The 17,277-nt window shown below is 52.6% G+C and carries 14 protein-coding genes and 1 tRNA gene; 6 read left to right on the top strand and 9 right to left on the bottom strand.

Annotated features, from left to right (window positions below):
• Positions 1-10: 10 nt before the first annotated feature.
• From ACVB80_RS20545 to ACVB80_RS20530, 4 genes are all read right to left on the bottom strand, one after another.
• On the bottom strand, positions 11-1,258 hold the full coding sequence (locus tag ACVB80_RS20545) for an ABC transporter substrate-binding protein (RefSeq protein WP_481083157.1): 1,248 nt from the start codon (positions 1,256-1,258) through the stop codon (positions 11-13).
• Between the two features lie 138 nt (positions 1,259-1,396).
• On the bottom strand, positions 1,397-2,833 hold the full coding sequence (locus ACVB80_RS20540; RefSeq protein ID WP_481083156.1) for an ATP-binding protein: 1,437 nt from the start codon (positions 2,831-2,833) through the stop codon (positions 1,397-1,399).
• A gap of 9 nt (positions 2,834-2,842) precedes the next feature.
• Positions 2,843-3,568, bottom strand: coding sequence for a response regulator (locus ACVB80_RS20535; protein WP_481083155.1), 726 nt, complete (start codon positions 3,566-3,568; stop codon positions 2,843-2,845).
• Positions 3,569-3,825: 257 nt separating this feature from the next.
• Complete coding sequence (locus tag ACVB80_RS20530; protein WP_481083154.1) at positions 3,826-6,489, bottom strand: hybrid sensor histidine kinase/response regulator; 2,664 nt, start codon at positions 6,487-6,489, stop codon at positions 3,826-3,828.
• A gap of 108 nt (positions 6,490-6,597) precedes the next feature.
• On the opposite strand from ACVB80_RS20530, the gene ACVB80_RS20525 reads away from it, so the two are divergent.
• The 4 genes from ACVB80_RS20525 (at position 6,598) to alr (ending at position 11,353) form a co-directional block, all read left to right on the top strand.
• Positions 6,598-7,086, top strand: coding sequence for a hypothetical protein (locus ACVB80_RS20525; protein ID WP_481083153.1), 489 nt, complete (start codon positions 6,598-6,600; stop codon positions 7,084-7,086).
• A 3-nt stretch (positions 7,087-7,089) separates the two neighbouring features.
• Entirely contained in the window at positions 7,090-8,139 is a 1,050-nt protein-coding gene (locus ACVB80_RS20520) for a hypothetical protein (RefSeq protein ID WP_481083152.1), read from the top strand.
• Between the two features lie 304 nt (positions 8,140-8,443).
• Positions 8,444-10,075 carry a methyl-accepting chemotaxis protein gene (locus tag ACVB80_RS20515; protein ID WP_481083151.1) on the top strand — a complete coding sequence of 544 codons (1,632 nt, stop codon included), beginning with the start codon at positions 8,444-8,446 and terminating at the stop codon, positions 10,073-10,075.
• A 45-nt stretch (positions 10,076-10,120) separates the two neighbouring features.
• The gene (gene alr / locus ACVB80_RS20510; RefSeq protein ID WP_481083150.1) at positions 10,121-11,353 is read left to right on the top strand and encodes an alanine racemase; all 1,233 of its coding nucleotides are present in this window, start codon (positions 10,121-10,123) and stop codon (positions 11,351-11,353) included.
• A gap of 116 nt (positions 11,354-11,469) precedes the next feature.
• On the opposite strand, the gene ACVB80_RS20505 is transcribed toward alr, so the two are convergent.
• A tRNA-Arg gene (locus ACVB80_RS20505) sits at positions 11,470-11,546 on the bottom strand.
• Positions 11,547-11,746: 200 nt separating this feature from the next.
• On the opposite strand from ACVB80_RS20505, the gene folD reads away from it, so the two are divergent.
• Positions 11,747-12,601: a bifunctional methylenetetrahydrofolate dehydrogenase/methenyltetrahydrofolate cyclohydrolase FolD gene (gene folD / locus ACVB80_RS20500; RefSeq protein WP_481083149.1), complete on the top strand. Its 855-nt coding sequence runs from the start codon at positions 11,747-11,749 to the stop codon at positions 12,599-12,601.
• A 112-nt stretch (positions 12,602-12,713) separates the two neighbouring features.
• Here the strand turns inward: folD and ACVB80_RS20495 are convergent, their stop codons facing one another.
• The 4 genes from ACVB80_RS20495 to ACVB80_RS20480 form a co-directional block, all read right to left on the bottom strand.
• Positions 12,714-13,913: a NupC/NupG family nucleoside CNT transporter gene (locus ACVB80_RS20495; RefSeq protein WP_481083148.1), complete on the bottom strand. Its 1,200-nt coding sequence runs from the start codon at positions 13,911-13,913 to the stop codon at positions 12,714-12,716.
• Positions 13,914-14,128: 215 nt separating this feature from the next.
• The gene (locus tag ACVB80_RS20490; protein ID WP_481083147.1) at positions 14,129-15,076 is read right to left on the bottom strand and encodes a LysR family transcriptional regulator; all 948 of its coding nucleotides are present in this window, start codon (positions 15,074-15,076) and stop codon (positions 14,129-14,131) included.
• Positions 15,077-15,123: 47 nt separating this feature from the next.
• Entirely contained in the window at positions 15,124-16,098 is a 975-nt protein-coding gene (locus tag ACVB80_RS20485; RefSeq protein ID WP_481083146.1) for a lytic murein transglycosylase, read from the bottom strand.
• A 33-nt stretch (positions 16,099-16,131) separates the two neighbouring features.
• On the bottom strand, positions 16,132-16,422 hold the full coding sequence (locus tag ACVB80_RS20480) for a YcgL domain-containing protein (protein ID WP_481083145.1): 291 nt from the start codon (positions 16,420-16,422) through the stop codon (positions 16,132-16,134).
• Between the two features lie 176 nt (positions 16,423-16,598).
• Here ACVB80_RS20480 and minC point away from each other — a divergent pair, with 176 nt between their 5' ends.
• Positions 16,599-17,261, top strand: coding sequence for a septum site-determining protein MinC (minC, locus tag ACVB80_RS20475; RefSeq protein ID WP_481083144.1), 663 nt, complete (start codon positions 16,599-16,601; stop codon positions 17,259-17,261).
• Positions 17,262-17,277 lie beyond the last annotated feature (16 nt).

Raw genomic sequence — 17,277 nt, 5'->3', positions numbered from 1 at the left:
TTTAGGGGTGTTACATTGCAGATTTCACCGCTTTGGCCAGTTTCTTCGCTGCTTCTTCCGGTTTGGCTTTCGGATCATTGAAGAAGTTGGTCACGACGTCAAAGATCGCGCCCTGAGCATAACTGGTGGTCGACATACCGTGGGCCATACTTGGCACCAGGTCGCCGGATTTAGCGGTGGCTTTGAACTCAGCCATGGCATCGAGTGCACAGGAGTCGAATTTGGACATGTCCATATCCAGACGTACCGGGATCGAGCCTTTGTTGAGGTTAAATACTTCCTGGAACTTAGGATCCAGAATGGTGGCGGCCAGGGCTTTCTGTGCTTTGATGTTTTCCGCATCTTTAAGCTGGAAGAAAGCGAAGCTGTCTACGTTATGGGTAAACTGCCCTGCGGTACCCGGCGCAGGCACACAGACGTAATCTTTACCCGGCATTTTGCCTGCCGCAGTAAACTCGCCTTTGGCCCAGTCACCCATGATCTGCATCGCGGCTTCACCATTGATCACCATAGAGGTCGCCACGTTCCAGTCACGGCCCGGAGAGTTGGAGTCAATGTAGTCATGCACGCGCTGGAACTGACGGAACACTTCCACCATCTTGTCACCGGAAAGCACGCTCATATCCAGGTCTACAAAGGCTTTTACGTAATCCTCAGAACCCAGCACATCCAGCGCAATGGCTTCGAATACGGTCGCGTCCTGCCATGCCTGACCGCCGTGCGCAAGCGGAATAAAGCCCGCGGCTTTCAGCTTGTCACCGGCTTCAAAGAACTCAGCCATGGTGGTTGGCACTTTCGCGCCGGCTTTTTCAAACACTGCCGGGTTAGCCCACAGCCAGTTTACCCGGTGCACGTTCACCGGCACGGCCACGTAGTCGCCTTCCCATTTCATGATGTCGGTGACCATGCTTGGCACCACCTGGTCCCATTTGCCCTGGTCAGCCACATCATTCAGGCTGGTTAAGAAGCCCAGACCGCCCCACTCCTGAATGTCGTGGCCTTTGATCTGAGCGGCAGATGGCGGGTTACCGGAAACAGCGCGGGTTTTCAGTACCGTCATGGCACTTTCACCGCCACCACCGGCAACAGCAAAGTCTTTCCAGCTGTGACCCTGCTCTTCGAGCATGTCTTTCAGTACAGCGATGGATTTGGCTTCGCCACCAGAAGTCCACCAGTGAAGTACTTCAACTTCACCAGCGTTAGCAAAAGAAGTAGCGGCGAGGAGGGAGATGCTTAGTAGGGTTTTATTCAGTTTCATTGTTATCGTCCATGTTCAGGATTAAGCAAAACGGGGAAAACTTGTACCGCTGCGCCTTCCCCGATTGATTAGATTCTATTCACATCGCCAATAAAAGAATGAAACAAAGGGTAAGCTCAATGTAACATGCGCGTTACATTAGAGCTCACTATCGTGTGGGATCAATACCTTAGCTTCGAGCCCACCGTTTATAGAATTGTAAATTATGAGATCTCCGCCATGTGCGTGGAGAATGTTACGGCTGATCCCAAGCCCCAGACCATGCCCTTCACTGTCAGAGGCCAGGCGGTAATAGGGTTCAAATACGGCTTCCAGTTTCCCCTCAGGGATCCCCTGGCCTTCATCCAGAATGATCAGCTCCATCCTGTCGTCGTGGTCATAGGCAAAGACCCGCACCCGGGTGCCGTATTTCACGCCGTTGTCGATAAGGTTGGTCAGCACCCGCTTCATCGCCAGCGGTTTAGCCCAAATCGGGGAAATGGGTTTATCCGGCAGTATCACCTTTTCCCCGTTCTGATTATGGCTTTCGGCTATCTGGTGAAGCATCTCGTTGAGATCCACCAGCTCAGTGTTTTCGTGAATGTCTGTCTCACGCACACACTGCAGCGCGCCTTTGACCATCATCTCCAGTTCATCGAGGTCACGGTTAAACTTCTCCCGCTTTGCGTCATCCTCCAGCAGTTCGGTTCTGAGTCTCAGCCGGGTGATCGGCGTTTTGAGATCGTGGGAGATAGCCGAGAACAGGGATTCCCGGTCGGTGATATAACGGTTGATCCGCATCCTCATCCGGTTAAATGCCCGGGTAGCGGTAATAAGCTCACTTGCCCCCTCCTCTTCCAGCGGAGGCTGATCAGCATTCAGACTGAGATCGTCTGCTGCTTTCGCCAGACGTTTCAGCGGCTTGACCTGCCGCCGGACCAGGAAATAGGTCAGGATAAGCAGGATAGAAGCGGAGAACAGCAGGAACATCAGTTGGTCCCGGCCGAGGATCTCATCTTCGAGGCTGATATAGGGTGCGGGTAACAAAGCGGCGATATAAAGCCATTCCTCAGGCGCCAGTTCTATCTGCACTACCAGGATCGGCGGGCTGAGCGGTTCGAGCGTCAGGGTGTAATGGGCCCAGGACTTGGGCAGGTCATGGAGGAAAATGTCATTTTTTAAGATGCGCAGCCGGTCCGGTCGGGAGAACTCCACTTCTATCTGGCGGGCATTGGGCAGCTTCTGCTTCAGCACCTGCCTGACCGCGGATAACGAAGCGTGTTTGAGCTCAGAGTCCGGCACCGGCTCGATGATCAGCTGCTCGTGATTAAAGGAAACGAAAAAGCGGGTACCACCCATATTGCGGATCTGATCCAGCACGATATGGCGGTACTGCAACGGCAGCTTCTGAAAGAAGGTGACGGTGGAGGCGAACATATTGGCCATGCTTTCCGAGGCCGAGCGGATCCCCTCCAGTTCACGGTGTTTGGACTGACTGTACCAGATCATGGTCGCGATCCCCTGCGCCAGGGTGACCGCCAGCAGCGTCAGGATCAGGGTTCTTGCAACCAGGGAGTTAGGCCAGCCCAGTTTCATCGGCTCACCTCACCGCTCAAATGTTACCGGCAGGGTGAACATGTAACCGTTGCCGCGCATGGTTTTGATAAACTTATTGCCCTCTTTGCCAAACCGGTGGCGAAGACGGCTGAGCTGCACATCAATCCCCCGTTCGAACGGCATCGCTTCCCGCCCGCGGGTCGCGACAGAAATGGTATCCCGGTCGAGAATTTCATTGGGGTGAGACAGAAACAGCATCAGCAGGGTAAAGTCACTGCCCGACAGTTCACACACTTCCTCTGTTTCCAGATTAATCAGCTGGTGTGACAGGGTATCGAGCCGCCAGTGAGAAAAAAGCGCCGCTCTTGGCAGCCCTTCGCTGTGCTCTTCTTCATCGAGCACCTGTACCCGGCGCAGCAGGGCCTTGACCCGCGCCATCAGCTGTCTCGGGCTGAAAGGCTTGGCGATGTAGTCATCGGCACCGATTTCCAGGCCGATAATCTGATCGGTTTCATCCGATACTGCGGTCAGCATAATAATTGGCACGCTGGAGTGACGGCGCAGCTTCTGGCACAGGGCAAAGCCATCTTCCCCCGGCAGCATGACATCCAGCAGGATCAGGTCCGGATAGCCGTTGGCACCGATAAACGCATCCAGCTCTGTGCCATCACCGACCGTGGATACCCTGAAACCGCTTTTGGACAGATACTCGTCAAGCAGTTCACAGATCTCGCTGTCATCATCCACTACCAGTATGTGCGTTTTGTCGTGCATGCCAGCTCCTTGTTACGAATTGCTGACACAATCTTAACGCCGGTTTTTACCCTCCGGCGGGGTTATTTGGCAGATCTTTGACCGCGCTATCAGTTAACCTGAAGTTGTAGCACTGAATTTCCGCTACCGGTCACACTGGCTTTCAGGCTGGCATCACAGCTGAAATTCCGCGTATCGCTTACCGTACCAAAGCCGGAAAGAAACAGAACGCCCCGCGCTTATCCGGCAACGGGGCGTCCTGAAAGAGCGCAGAGGTATCAGCGGTGAATAGAGAGTTTCTCCAGCAGGAACTCTTTCTTAAATGGCTTGGCAACGTAGTCATCCATGCCGGAATCGAAGCACTTCTCGATATCCTGATCGAGCACACTGGCAGTCAGGGCGATAATAGGTACCCGTTTGTAGCCCTGCTCTTTCTCCCACGCCCGGATCACCTGAGTGGCGCTGAAGCCGTCCATCACCGGCATCATACAGTCCATCAGTACTGCCCGGTAACGGTTACCGGTTTGCAGCATTTTCACCGCCTCTTCCCCATTGTTGGCAAGATCGTACTCATAACCGGCGCGTTTAAGCACCAGAGCTACAACCTGCTGGTTGACCTTATTGTCTTCAACCACCAACACCTTGCCACTACCGCCACCATTTGCAGCCTCCGCATCACCTTCCCGGGATACCTTCTCCTTCAGGCGGTGATGACTGCGACCGGTTGCGCTGGAGAGGGTTTTCTTCAGCCTGGAGCCGAACAGAGGCGCAACGATCAAACCATCGACCTGTGGAATCAGCTCATCAAAATTGTCCCGGTTTCGGGCGCAAACCATCACGAGGGAATCGCTCATCTTGCTGTGATGGATTTCGTCCAGCTGAGCAATGGAACTGCCCTGCTCTTCCAGACACACGACCACCAGTTCCGGTTTGTACTGCCTGAACATCTCAGCACGTACGCCACTGCTCTGATACACCTCCAGACCCAGTTGCATCAGCTCAGAGCAGAGCAGCCCGGCATACTCTCGGTTGTTATCAATAAGCACCGCGCGCTGACCGGCAAACGGAAGCGTTACGGCGTTATCTGCCATGCACTGCAGCGGAACAGTGAAGTGGAAATCACTGCCCTCGCCCGGAGTGGATTCGACCCCGATTTGGCCTCCCATCAAATCAACCAACTGCTGAGAGATAGCCAGGCCAAGCCCGGTCCCGCCATAATCGCGGGTGATTGAACCATCGGCCTGAGTGAACGGACGGAAGATCTGAGCCTGCTGCTCAGCACTTATCCCTATTCCGCTGTCTTTGATACTGACGGTCAGTTTGCCCTGTCGGCAATCATCCGGCTCAAACCGCAGTCTGACCTGAATTTGCCCCTCAGAAGTGAACTTAACCGCATTCCCGATCAGGTTCAGCAACACCTGGCGCATACGGTGTTCATCAAGCATTACAGAAGGCATCACCGGTGGATAGACATCGAGCTCCAGTTTCAGGTTCTTCTCAGCTGCTTTCGCGCTGATGATTGACAGGGTGTCATACACCACTTCTTTGATGTCACAGGCGGCCGGCGCCAGCACCAGCGCCCCGGATTCAATCTTGGAGAGGTCCAGAATATCGTTGATCAGCAAAAGCAGGGTCTGGGAAGAGGTTTCGATTGTCTGGAGGTAATCGAGCTGAGACGGATCGAGGCGGGTATCGGCCAGTACTGAAGACATACCAATCACACCATTGAGCGGAGTACGGATCTCATGGGACATGTTGGCAAGAAACGCACTCTTGGCCACGTTTGCCCGTTCTGCTTCCTCCTTGGCGTGGATGATTCTGGTCTGGTTTGTGTCTCTTTCATCCAGCAGGCTGTTGAGGCTGCGGCCAAAGTCCGTCAGCTCATCAGCACCGCTCAGTTTCAGGCGGGTCGCTTCCCCCTGCCTGCGTTCCACATTTTTCAGCGTCAGCAGTACATCCGACAGGAAACGGTTCAAACGCCGGGACAACGCGGTACCAAACAGGCTCAGTGCCAGCATGGACAACAGGATCAATCCGGAAAGAGTGTACATCTTGGTATTGGCCGCAGTGACCTGCTCGCGAATACTCAGGCCAAGTTCACGGCTGACTTCATCAACCACATACTGGATTTGTTCAAACCGCCGGTCATAACCGCTCAGGCCTTCGATGATCTGACGCTGATCCGGCCGGGCATGGATGATCACATCCCGCAGCTGATAACTGGTGGCAAACGCCGGGTCTGAAAACGCGTTTCGAAGCAGTGCAATCTGACTCTCACTGGCGCTGATATTGATAAACCGGTCGATGTAGAGCTGCTGCCATTCACTCAGACTGATCAGCCTGGTTATCTGCTCCTGCTTGTCTCCTCTCTGTGCCAGCAGATAATGGATCAGCACTTTCTCATGCTGGGACCACAAAAGCAGCCACTGCAGTTCGTAGAGCACCTGTACATCCCTCTCGACCTGTGAGGGCAACTCCCCTTTCCAGCGGCTCTTCTCAATATTGGTCAGCAGCTGAACCTGAAGATCTTTCAGCCACATCGCCCAGTCATGGTGATCCTGAGGTTCAAGCCCCGGATACTCTTCCAGTACCTCACTGAACACGGTCAGTTGCCCACGGTACTGAGCCAAATCCTCCTGAGACAGCCCGGTATCAAACTGGTAACCGAGTGCCTTCAGCCTTTCCTGAAGCTGAGTGAGATAGATGATGTCCCGCTCGCTGCTCTGCTGGTCCGGAGACCGGAGCTGCAACGAATGGGCGGAAGAGAAAAACAGCGACAGGGAGCCTGTCAGCTTAACCCTGCTGTCCACCTGCTCCAGCACTTCAACGCGCTGATACTGCCTGACGATCTCAAGTCCGGCAACAATACCACCAAATGCAAGCGGAAGGATCACCAGTGCCAACAGTCGCGCTTTTATGGACACTTTGTCCAGCAAGCTCATGAAAACCTCTCGTCTCAAATTCACTTATTTTTGAGGCTGACTATTTGTTAATTGTGTTTTTTTTCTACTATAAATATTAGGCGAGATTTCAAAACAGGTAGAAATAAATTGTCGTTGGCCAAAAGGATAATAAATACAACAGGTTTAGCCTGGAGCTTTTTCCTGCTTTTGATGCTGTTAAATCCCGGCGTGGTTCGGGCAGAACAGCAGCAAACGCAGGATGTTGAATTTGCAGTATTTTCAATGAACAGCAACTTCCCTGCACTGAGCAAAAGCAAAGCTAGAATGATCTACAAAGGCCGTACCAAAAAACTCAACGGCAGCATCAAAATTGTATTAGTCGACCTTCCTGAAACCTCCATTCATCGCGAAGAGTTTTATAAAATGCTGTTGGGTAAATCGGTTTCTCAAATGAATGGATACTGGGCCAGTCTTTCATTTTCCGGTAAAGGAAAGCCGCCGGAAGAGTTAAACAGCGATGATATTAAAGAAATTATTGAGTGGCTCAATCAGCATCCCAATGGCATCGCCTACGCGCCGGTGAACAAAGTCCCGGAAAACGCCAATATTCTGATAACCATCCTGCAGGGGGAATAGACGATGAATCGAGCGATCTTCATATTACTTGCTTCCCTGCTTCCATTGCAGAGCGCCTACTCTGCCATTGAACTGACAGACGACCTTATCCTGAGCGGTTTTGGTTCAACCTCCGCTACACGCAGCGACAATGACGTACCACTGTTTATCACCCGGGGGATAGACGCGCATACATGCTATGACTGCGATACGACTTTTGGTATTCAGCTCGACTATACCGCCAACGACCAGCTCGATTTCTCAGCCCAGGTGGTTAAAAGGCCACAGGATCACTGGTCTTCCCCCGAACTGGAATGGGCGTATGGCAGCTGGGAACAGGGAGACGTAACCATTCATGCCGGCCGACAAAGGCTTCCGCTGTTTCTCGCCTCGGAATACTATTTTGTCGGTCATGCTTATATCTGGGCCAGACCGCCGCAGGATGTGTACGAGAGCCTGCTCACTTTTACCTACTACGAAGGGTTCAGCCTGGACTGGCAGTATACGCTGTCAGATTCTCAGGAGCTGACACTGACACCGTTTTACGGTTTTGGCAGAAGCAATGAAATTGATGTCGGGGTATACAGCATCAATATCGATGTGGACCATACCGTCGGGCTGGCTGCAGAACTGGCTGGCTTCAACTACCGTATCTATTCAGCGGTGATGAACACCCAGTATAAGATCTCATCTCCCTTCAAAGAAGAAAGCAATCTGACCATTTACACTCTGGGGCTGGATTACCACTGGGACCAGTGGCAAATCCTCACTGAGCTCGAAGCGGACCGGATGCAGACCACCTGGGATGCGACCCTTGCATACCATGCAGGTGATTTCAGCCCGTATGTCACCTATGGCGAGAGTCACCAGCGCCGGCGTTCCAGCACCGCCATCGCAGGGCTGCGTTACTTCATCGCACCAAAAGTCTCTTTAAACGCAGAGTGGCAAAAAGTGATGATGTCTGAAGAAGCCTATAAACAGGGTCACGAGGGCTACTTTCAGTATCCCCCAATAATGCAGCAGGAGGACAAGGACGCGAGCCTGTTAACTTTCATGATCAATTTTATCTTCTGAGCAGAGAGCGTCTGGCCCGCCGGAACAGGCTGCTGCGCCTCATTGAAGAACACAATCTGTTACAAATAACCTTCAGGGCCGCGAGTGCGGCCTTTTTCCTTCCCCCCTCTGTAAGCGGATGATTTCCTGACCACTCACAGAGCTGATTACGCAAGATTATCGATACTTACTATTCTATAACTATCGCCAATAAGAAGTTGACGTGGTAGCATTCCAAACTCTGGGATAAAGATCACAATAATGATTACATGGATGTTACTGGCTCCGGCGAATCTGGAACACAACAAACAAAGGTAACACATTCATGTTTTTAAAAAATTTATCGATTGGGAAAAAGATTGCCCTCTCGTTTGCAGTCATCGCACTCATCAATCTCGGTTATGGACTGTTCCTGCTCAGTGAGCTGGGAACGATCCGTTCAGAGCTGCTTAACTACACCGACGACACCCTTCCCGCTGTTGAAAAAGTAGACGGCATTCGGGACAAAATGTCATATTGGCGTCGCACCCAGTTTGCGGTTCTTGCGATGGAGGATCCGGCCGAAATCCGTACAACTATCCAGCGCAACGAAGGCATTCGCAGCCAGATCTCTGCCGAACTGCAGGAGTACGGCAAAAGCGTATGGCCGGGTGAGGAAGAAAATACCTACCGCCGCCTGATGACCACCTGGAATGGTTACCTGGAAACCATGAACACCTTCAACCAGGCGATGCTAAATAACGACAGGCAAGCCGCTTACCCGGTTCTGACGAGTTCACTTTCAACTTTTGAAAGCATCGAATCAGAAGTCAACAAACTGGTCGGCCTCCTGAAGCAGGCCATGGATTCAAACCGCAACCAGATCCTGCGTTCTGTTGACGGCCTGAGCACCACTTCTATGGTGAGCAACATTGCCATTCTTATCGTTATGGTTGTCATGACCGTTCTGCTGACCCGTCTGATCTGCGGACCACTGGCAATCATTGTAAAACAGTCACAGGCAATTGCTGACGGCGACCTGTCACAAAGCATTGACCGCAATGCCATTGCCAATGATGAACTGGGAGAGCTTGCAGATGCTTCCGGCCAAATGCAGAACAACCTGCGCCACCTGCTCGACGAAATCATCGCCGCCGTCACCCAAATGAGCAGCGCAGTGGAAGAAATGACCCAGATTTCTGAACTTTCAGCAGACGGTATGCGTGACCAGCAGGGCCAGATAACCCAAATCGCTACTGCGATGACAGAAATGAAAGCCGCTGTAGCTGACGTAGCCCGTAATACAGAAGATTCAGCAACCCAGGCTAACAGTGCCAACGAGCAGACCAAACAAGGTGCGCAGGATAACGGGCAGATGGTCAGCTCAATTCGTCAGGTATCTGAAGTTATCGGTCGCGCCGGTCAAACCGTGTCAGAGCTGGAGCAGCAGTCTAACCAGATCAACGTGATTGTAGATGTTATCCGCGATATCGCTGACCAGACCAACCTGCTTGCGCTGAATGCTGCAATTGAAGCTGCGCGCGCCGGAGAATCCGGCCGGGGCTTTGCTGTCGTCGCTGACGAAGTACGTACCCTAGCTGGCCGCACCCAGGACTCAACCGGTGAGATAACCGCCATTATTGAAAAGCTTCAGGCGATGGCAAAACAGGCCAAAGAAGCGACCGACAATTCACGTTCAAGCATTGAGCTGTGTGTTGAACAGGGTAACCACTCTCAGGAGCTGATGGGCTCTATCGAGAAATCTATTGCGCATATTGCGGATATGGGTATCCAAATCGCGAGCGCCTGTGGCCAGCAGGACTCAGTCGCCGATGAGCTGAGCCGCAATATCGAAACCATTCACCTTGCCTCGCAGGAAGTCGCACAGGGCTCTGAGCAGACTGCTCAGGCATGCCGTGAACTGAGCCAGCTCTCCGTGTCTCTTCAGGATGCGGTAGGCCGCTTCAGACTTCAGTAAGCTATCACCGTCCCCCGCACCACGGGGGACTTCCAGGAATCGTATATGAAAAACAAAATCGGAACCCCAAAAGTACTCGCCATCGCCATTCTGGCCGCCCTGCCCGTATTCAGCGCCAGTGCAGCGCCACTCACTCTTGAGGCTGGCATCCCCCAGGCTGACGCAGTTGCTCACTCCAACGCATGGCTGGAAGTTAACCTTAGCCAGTTCAAAAGCAATATCGAGCAGTTCAAAGGCCATATCAGCCCTGATACCAAAATCTGCGCCGTCATGAAAGCTGACGCCTATGGCAATGGTATCCGTGGTTTAATGCCTGAGATCCTGGCACAGCAAATCCCATGTGTTGCTGTCACCAGTAACGCTGAAGCGCGTACGGTACGTGAAAGCGGCTTTAAGGGCCAACTGATGCGGGTGCGCTCTGCCAGCATTGCTGAGATCACCCAGAGCCTGGATTTGGATATCGAAGAGCTTGCCGGCAGCCTCGGCCAGGTCAAAGCCCTGTCTGAGCTGGCCAAATCCTCAGGAAAAGAGATCAAAGTTCATCTGGCTCTGAACGATGGCGGAATGGGACGCAACGGTATTGACATGTCCGGCGAAAAAGGAAAGAAAGAAGCGCTGGCGATGACGGCTCAGTCAGGGGTGAAAATCGTCGGCCTGATGACTCACTTCCCGAACTACAACGCTGATGAGATCCGCGCCAAACTGAAGGACTTCAAACAAAACACCAGCTGGCTTCTGCAGGAGTCCGGACTTAACCGCGATGACGTCATGCTGCACGTGGCAAACTCATACACCGCACTGAATGTGCCGGAAGCGCAACTGGATATGGTTCGTCCCGGTGGCGTGCTCTACGGCGATCTGCCGACCAATCCTGAGTATCCGTCTATCGTCTCATTCAAGACCCGCATTGCCTCCCTGCACCAGCTGCCTGCGGGTAAAACCGTGGGCTACGACAGCACCTTTACCACAAAACGTGACAGCTTACTGGCTAACCTGCCGGTCGGTTACTCAGATGGTTACCCAAGAAAGATGGGGAATCGTGCTGAAGTGATCATTAATGGCCAGAGGGCAAAAGTGGTGGGTGTGACATCAATGAATACGACTGTCGTGGATGTCAGCGACATCAAAGGCGTACTTCCGGGCCAGGAAGTTACCCTGTTTGGCTCAGACAGGAGTGAGAGCATCAGCGTTTCTGAAACTGAAAACAGTGCAGATCTTATTTTCCCTGAGCTCTATACCCTGTGGGGACTCGCCAACCCGAGACTCTACATCAGGTAACCTGCAAAGCCGCCATCATGGCGGCTTTTTTATTGCAGTGACCGTCGGCCGAACCGATACAAACCAGCAAAAACGAAAAAGCCCCGATGAACTAAGTTCACCGGGGCCGGAATAAATGGCACGCCCTGCAGGATTCGAACCTGCGACCACATGCTTAGAAGGCACGTGCTCTATCCAACTGAGCTAAGGGCGCGCTACAGGGAGAGGATTATACGAGTTAAGCCCTGAAGGTCAACGGCTTTATCCGACATTCTGATTCGAATGCCCAAAAAAGAGCCACGGCGTTTTTTATTTCAGCAAAGTCTTCTGGCTCAACCGATTGCTTAATGGAAATTGTTAAGTTTTTTTGCGACAATGCGCAAAAATTGTTACTTAAAACATCAAGGGAACATGATGAGTGCGCAAATTATTGACGGCAAATTAATCTCCCAAACCGTTCGTTCCGAAGTCGCTGCACGGGTAAAAGCCAGGCTGGATGCCGGGCTGCGTGCACCGGGTCTCGCGGTCGTTCTGGTGGGTGAAGATCCCGCCTCTCAGGTGTATGTCGGCAGCAAACGCCGCGCCTGTGAAGAAGTGGGCTTTATTTCCAAATCCTTCGACATGCCTGCTACCACCAGCGAAGAAGAGTTGCTGGCTCTGGTGGATGAGTTAAACCAGGACAGCGAAATCGACGGGATCCTGGTCCAGTTACCGCTTCCGGCAGGCATTGATACCACCAAGGTCATCGAGCGGATCACCCCGGAAAAGGATGTCGATGGCTTCCACCCTTACAACGTTGGCCGCCTGTGTCAGCGTATTCCCAAGCTGCGTTCGTGTACGCCGAAAGGCATCATCACCCTGATGGAGCGTTACAACGTTGAAATGCGGGGCAAGCACGCGGTGATCGTCGGAGCCTCCAATATCGTTGGCCGCCCGATGACCCTTGAACTGCTGCTGGCAGGCTGTACCACTACCACTACTCACCGCTTTACTGAAGGGCTGGAGCAGTACGTGCGTCAGGCGGATATTCTGGTGGTCGCGGTCGGTAAACCAAACTTCATTCCAGGCGAGTGGATCAAACCTGGCGCGGTGGTGCTGGATGTGGGCATCAACCGGCTGGATTCCGGCAAACTGGTCGGGGATGTGGAGTACGAAGTAGCGAGGCAGAAAGCGAGCTTTATTACTCCGGTACCAGGCGGCGTAGGGCCAATGACGGTCGCGACCCTGATTGAAAACACCATGATGGCGTGTGAGCAGTACCATAAGTAAGTACTGACTTTCTCTTGTTCAGTACCATAAATGATAAAAAGGGCCCCCTTCCGTGACGGGCCCTTTTTACACGCCAATTTGGCTTATGTATTTTACCTGAAAAGGTAAACGCTTACAGCGAAAGGATCACACCTGCAATCGATGCGCTCATCAGGTTCGCCAGAACACCAGCGGTGATCGCTTTGGCACCATTTTGAGAGATGAAAGTACGACGCTCAGGAACAATGCTGCCCAGGCCGCCAATCAGCATCGCCATGGTAGAGATGTTGGCAAAACCACACAGTGCGAAGGTTACGATAGCCTGTGAGTGAGCACTCAGCTGATCTTTCACGTCCATCAGCTGGATAAACGCAACAAACTCGTTCACCACCACTTTGTTACCGATAAGCGAACCAGCAACAATCGCTTCGTTCCACGGCACACCAATCGCCCATGCTACCGGAGCGAACAGGTAACCCATGATCAGGCCAAAGCTCAGCTCGATACCAAACAGGTCGCCCACGTGGCCCAGCAGGCCGTCCAGCAGCGCAATCACACCAACGAACGCCAGCAGGGTTGCACCTACTGCAACGGCGATACGCAGACCAGACATCGCACCATCTGCCATGGCTTCTACTACGTTAGTCGCTTTATCCAGATCGATATTACCGGTTTCCGTTGGCAGGGTTTCACCCGGCGTTGGCGGAACCAGAATTTTCGCCATCAGCAGACCCGCAGGCGCAGACATAAATGCCGCTGCGATCAGGAAGTTCAGATCCACCCCCAAAGACGCGTAACCCACCAGGGTACCACCGGCTACAGATGCCAGGCCACAGGTCATTACCGCGAAGAACTGAGAGTCAGTCATCTGCTTCAGGTAAGGTTTTACCACCAGCGGTGCTTCAATCATGCCAACAAAGATGTTTGCCGTCGCAGACAGGGATTCGGCGCGGCCGGTGCCCAGCAGCTTCTGCAGTGCGCCGCCGATCAGGTTGATCACTTTTGGCATCAGGCCGATGTGGTACAGGGCAGAAATAAGCGCAGAGAAGAAAATGATCACGCCCAGTACGTTAATCGCAAATACGAAGCCGCCGGAAGTCAGGCCGCCAAATACAAAGTTAATACCGTGCTGACCGTAATCGATCAGACCTGATACTACTTTGGTTACACTGTTCAGCGCGTCTTTACCGGCAGGCACATACAGTACCAGCAGTGCAAATACGATCTGCAGACCAAACGCCTGGCCGGCAGTGCGCAGCGGGATATTTTTACGGTCGGTTGACAGCAGTACTGCCACCGCAAGAATGGCAAAAATACCGATTAATGAGTTCATGGAGAGCCTATAAATAGTCATTGATTTATGAGGCGTGCATTCTAATTACAGAAAAGTGTGATGCAAATCACGTTTGTTAATCGTTTGCTATTTTCGGCAGAGGATAAACCCTGACCAGGGCTAAGATGTTGTTTTATCTGATCAAGATAAAATATGACCAGCTATTGTTTCCATATGGAAAAAGACATTTACCAACACAGAAACAATCGATTGCGTCAGGATGTCCCGAGACGGACACAGCGACTGAGCGCTTTTTCCCAGTACGGTTTCTCACCAAGGTTCTTGCGCAGAAAATCAATGACGACAGAGAGTTTGCGTGGCATGTGTTTACGGCTCGGGTAAACCGCATAGAAACGCATTTCCTGGTTTGGCAGCCAGTCAGGAAGAAGCTGGATAAGCTCGCCGTTGCGGAACTCATCTTTAAGCAGATACGTAGCCAGATAGGCTATGCCCCAGCCGGAAATCGCTGCGTTGCGCACCGCTTCCGCCTGATCGACCTGATAGTTACCACTCACATTCACCCGGATCTCTTCGCCCTCTTTCTCAAAGCTCCAGGTGGAGTAATCCCGTTCTCGGCTGTGATAAATCACGCAGTTGTGATCCGCCAGCTCATGGGGATGATACGGGGTACCAAACCGGGCCAGATAGTCCGGCGAGGCCGCCAGCACAAAGCGGGTATCGGTCAGGCGCTGAGCCACATACCCCTCAGGCAGGCTTTCAATATTGGTCAGCCAGAGATCCAGTCCGGCCTCCAGCATGTCAACTTTTCCATCAAACAGACTCAGCTCAATCTGAAGCTCAGGATAGAGATCGCGCAGCTTTTCAATCTGCGGGATCACGTGCAGGGAGCCAAAAGACTGGGCCATTCCCAGCTTCAGGGTACCGCAAACCTCATCGCGCTGGTTGGCAATAATCGCTTCACCGTCGGCAATCGCTTCCATCACCTGGGCGCAGCAGCGGTAAAACTGCTCTCCGGCCTGGGTGGTGGTAATAGTCCGGGTAGTACGCTGCACCAGCTTCACGTCCAGACTGGCTTCAAGCTTTACGATCTGCTTACTGATATGAGATGTGGACACGTCCAGCTGCCGGGCGGCAGCGGTAAAGCTCCCCTGACGAACAAGGGTATAGAAGATAACCATTTGGCCTGCGCGATCAGATAACACCTGCTTCCTCACTCAGAATGGGCAATCTGACCGCACCGGCCGTCAGATCAGTTAAATTTGATCCGGTCTGCGAGATGGCTGACCGCAATCGCAAAGTAATGCGAGCGGTTCCACTTCATCAGTACCTGATAGTTATTGTAGATAAGATACGCCCGGCCATTTTCATCGTCCGGCATGATAAGCCAGGCGTTGATCTCTTCACGCGGCGAAGGCAGTGGCTGACCACTATAACGAGTTATGCCAAGCCGGCTCCACTCGCTGAGCGTTTTGGCTTTATCCTTCTGCCTGCCTTCAAGGCCCTTATCAAAGCCTTTTGGCACTTTTACCTGACGCCCCCAGGTATAGGTATCATCCCAGCCCGACTGACTCAGATAGTTGGCGGTGGATGCAAACACATCGGCTTTGGTGCCCCAGATGTCCTTTTTACCGTCACCGCTGCCATCGGCGGCAAACGCCAGAAATGAGCTTGGCATAAACTGACACTGACCCATTGCGCCGGCCCAGGAGCCTTTCATCTTATCCGGGCTGATGTGGCCCTGGTCGAGAATGGTCAGCGCGGCCATGGTTTCCTTTCGGAAAAACGCTTCACGACGACCATCATACGCCAGGGTAGACAGGGCGCTTATCACATCATAACCGCCGGTAAAGGAGCCAAAATTACTCTCCACGCCCCACAGCGCGACGATAAAACGTGGCTGCACGCCATACTGCTCGCCTATGGCTTTCAGCTCAGTGTAGTGCTGGTCATACAGTTTTTTCGCCTGGGCGACTTTCCAGTCCGGCACTGCACGCGGGATGTATTCATCCAGGGTCAGACGCTTTTCCGGCTGGTTACGGTCCGCCTTGACCGCTCTGGGCTTGTATTCCACGCCGTCAAACGCCTGCTCAACGGTCGCGGATGAAATCCCTTCTGATACTGCCTGCTGCTTCAGGCCGTCAACGTACTCTTCAAATGACGGTTTGGCGGCCACAGCGGCGGTACTCAGAGTTAAACCAATGACGATACTCAGTAATTTCCTCAATTTACTCTCTCCCTGAGACTGAGGCACCACAGTCTATTCGCCGTGGTTCGCCTGCTGCTCTTTATTCTGTTTTTTATACTCTTCAAGTACATTCTCAACTGGCGGCGGTAATTGCAAAAAGAATCCGTCAGTTTCAAGGGAATGTTTCACTTTTTCGACATCCGCCAGCGCAAGATCGCGCTTGGCCAGGTTAACAACCATGACAAAAACCGGCGTACCGAAAACCTGTTTAAGCTGGTCCGGCACCGGTGAGAAATCATCGCGTTTCAGCAGGTAGAGGTAAGTGCCCTCTTTCTTGCTGCTTTTATAGACATAACACAACATAAGTAACCTATTTTATTGTCAGTTATTACTGATTAAAGTGAACTTTTCGCAAACTTTAGCGAATTCTGGACCTGAAGCCCTAAAAAAGCAACAGATTGCTTGCCGGGGCCTTTCCGGCACTATAACATGCTGTTATTTCCTGGTGATGCTCAGGCATCAAAGTTCAAAGATGTAGTATGAACACCAACACCGATCTTAAAGGCAGCAGTTTTACCCTGCCGGTCCTCCATCTGGCCGGAAAAGACCTCGAACAGGACATTGCATTCCTCACCCAAAAAGTCGAGCAGGCTCCGGGCTTTTTTACCAATGCTCCGGTAGTACTCAATATTGAAGCCGTTGAAGGCGAGATTGACTTTGAACAGCTGAAAAGCGGCGTTCTGCGTGCGGGGATGATCCCGGTCGGTATCGCAGGATGCAAAACGGCCCGCAGCCGCACCCAGGCTGCTGATGCCGGTCTTGCAGTGATGAATTCCAGCAAGACGGCGACACGCGAGCAGGTGCCCATTACTCCGGTGAAAGTGATCCGTACTCCTGTCCGCTCCGGACAACAAATCTACGCCAAAGACGGCGATCTTTTGGTGCTCAATCATGTCAGCGCAGGCGCAGAAGTGATTGCGGACGGCAGCATCCACATCCATGGTACCCTGCGTGGCCGGGCCATTGCCGGTGCCAGTGGACAGAAAGAAGCCAGGATTATTTGTCACGATTTACAGGCTGAGCTGGTGTCGGTGAACGGCAACTACTGGCTCAGTGACCAGATTGACAGCGGGTTCTGGCAGAAGAAAGTCATGGTCAGCCTGACCGACGACCAGCTGCAACTCGATGTACTCAGTATTTAATAAAGGAATCTAACAA

This window comes from Vibrio sp. 9-16B-A1 (genome assembly GCF_056726165.1).
The sequence above is the reverse complement of the archived record's forward strand: the minus strand, read 5'-3'. Positions and strand labels throughout refer to the sequence as shown.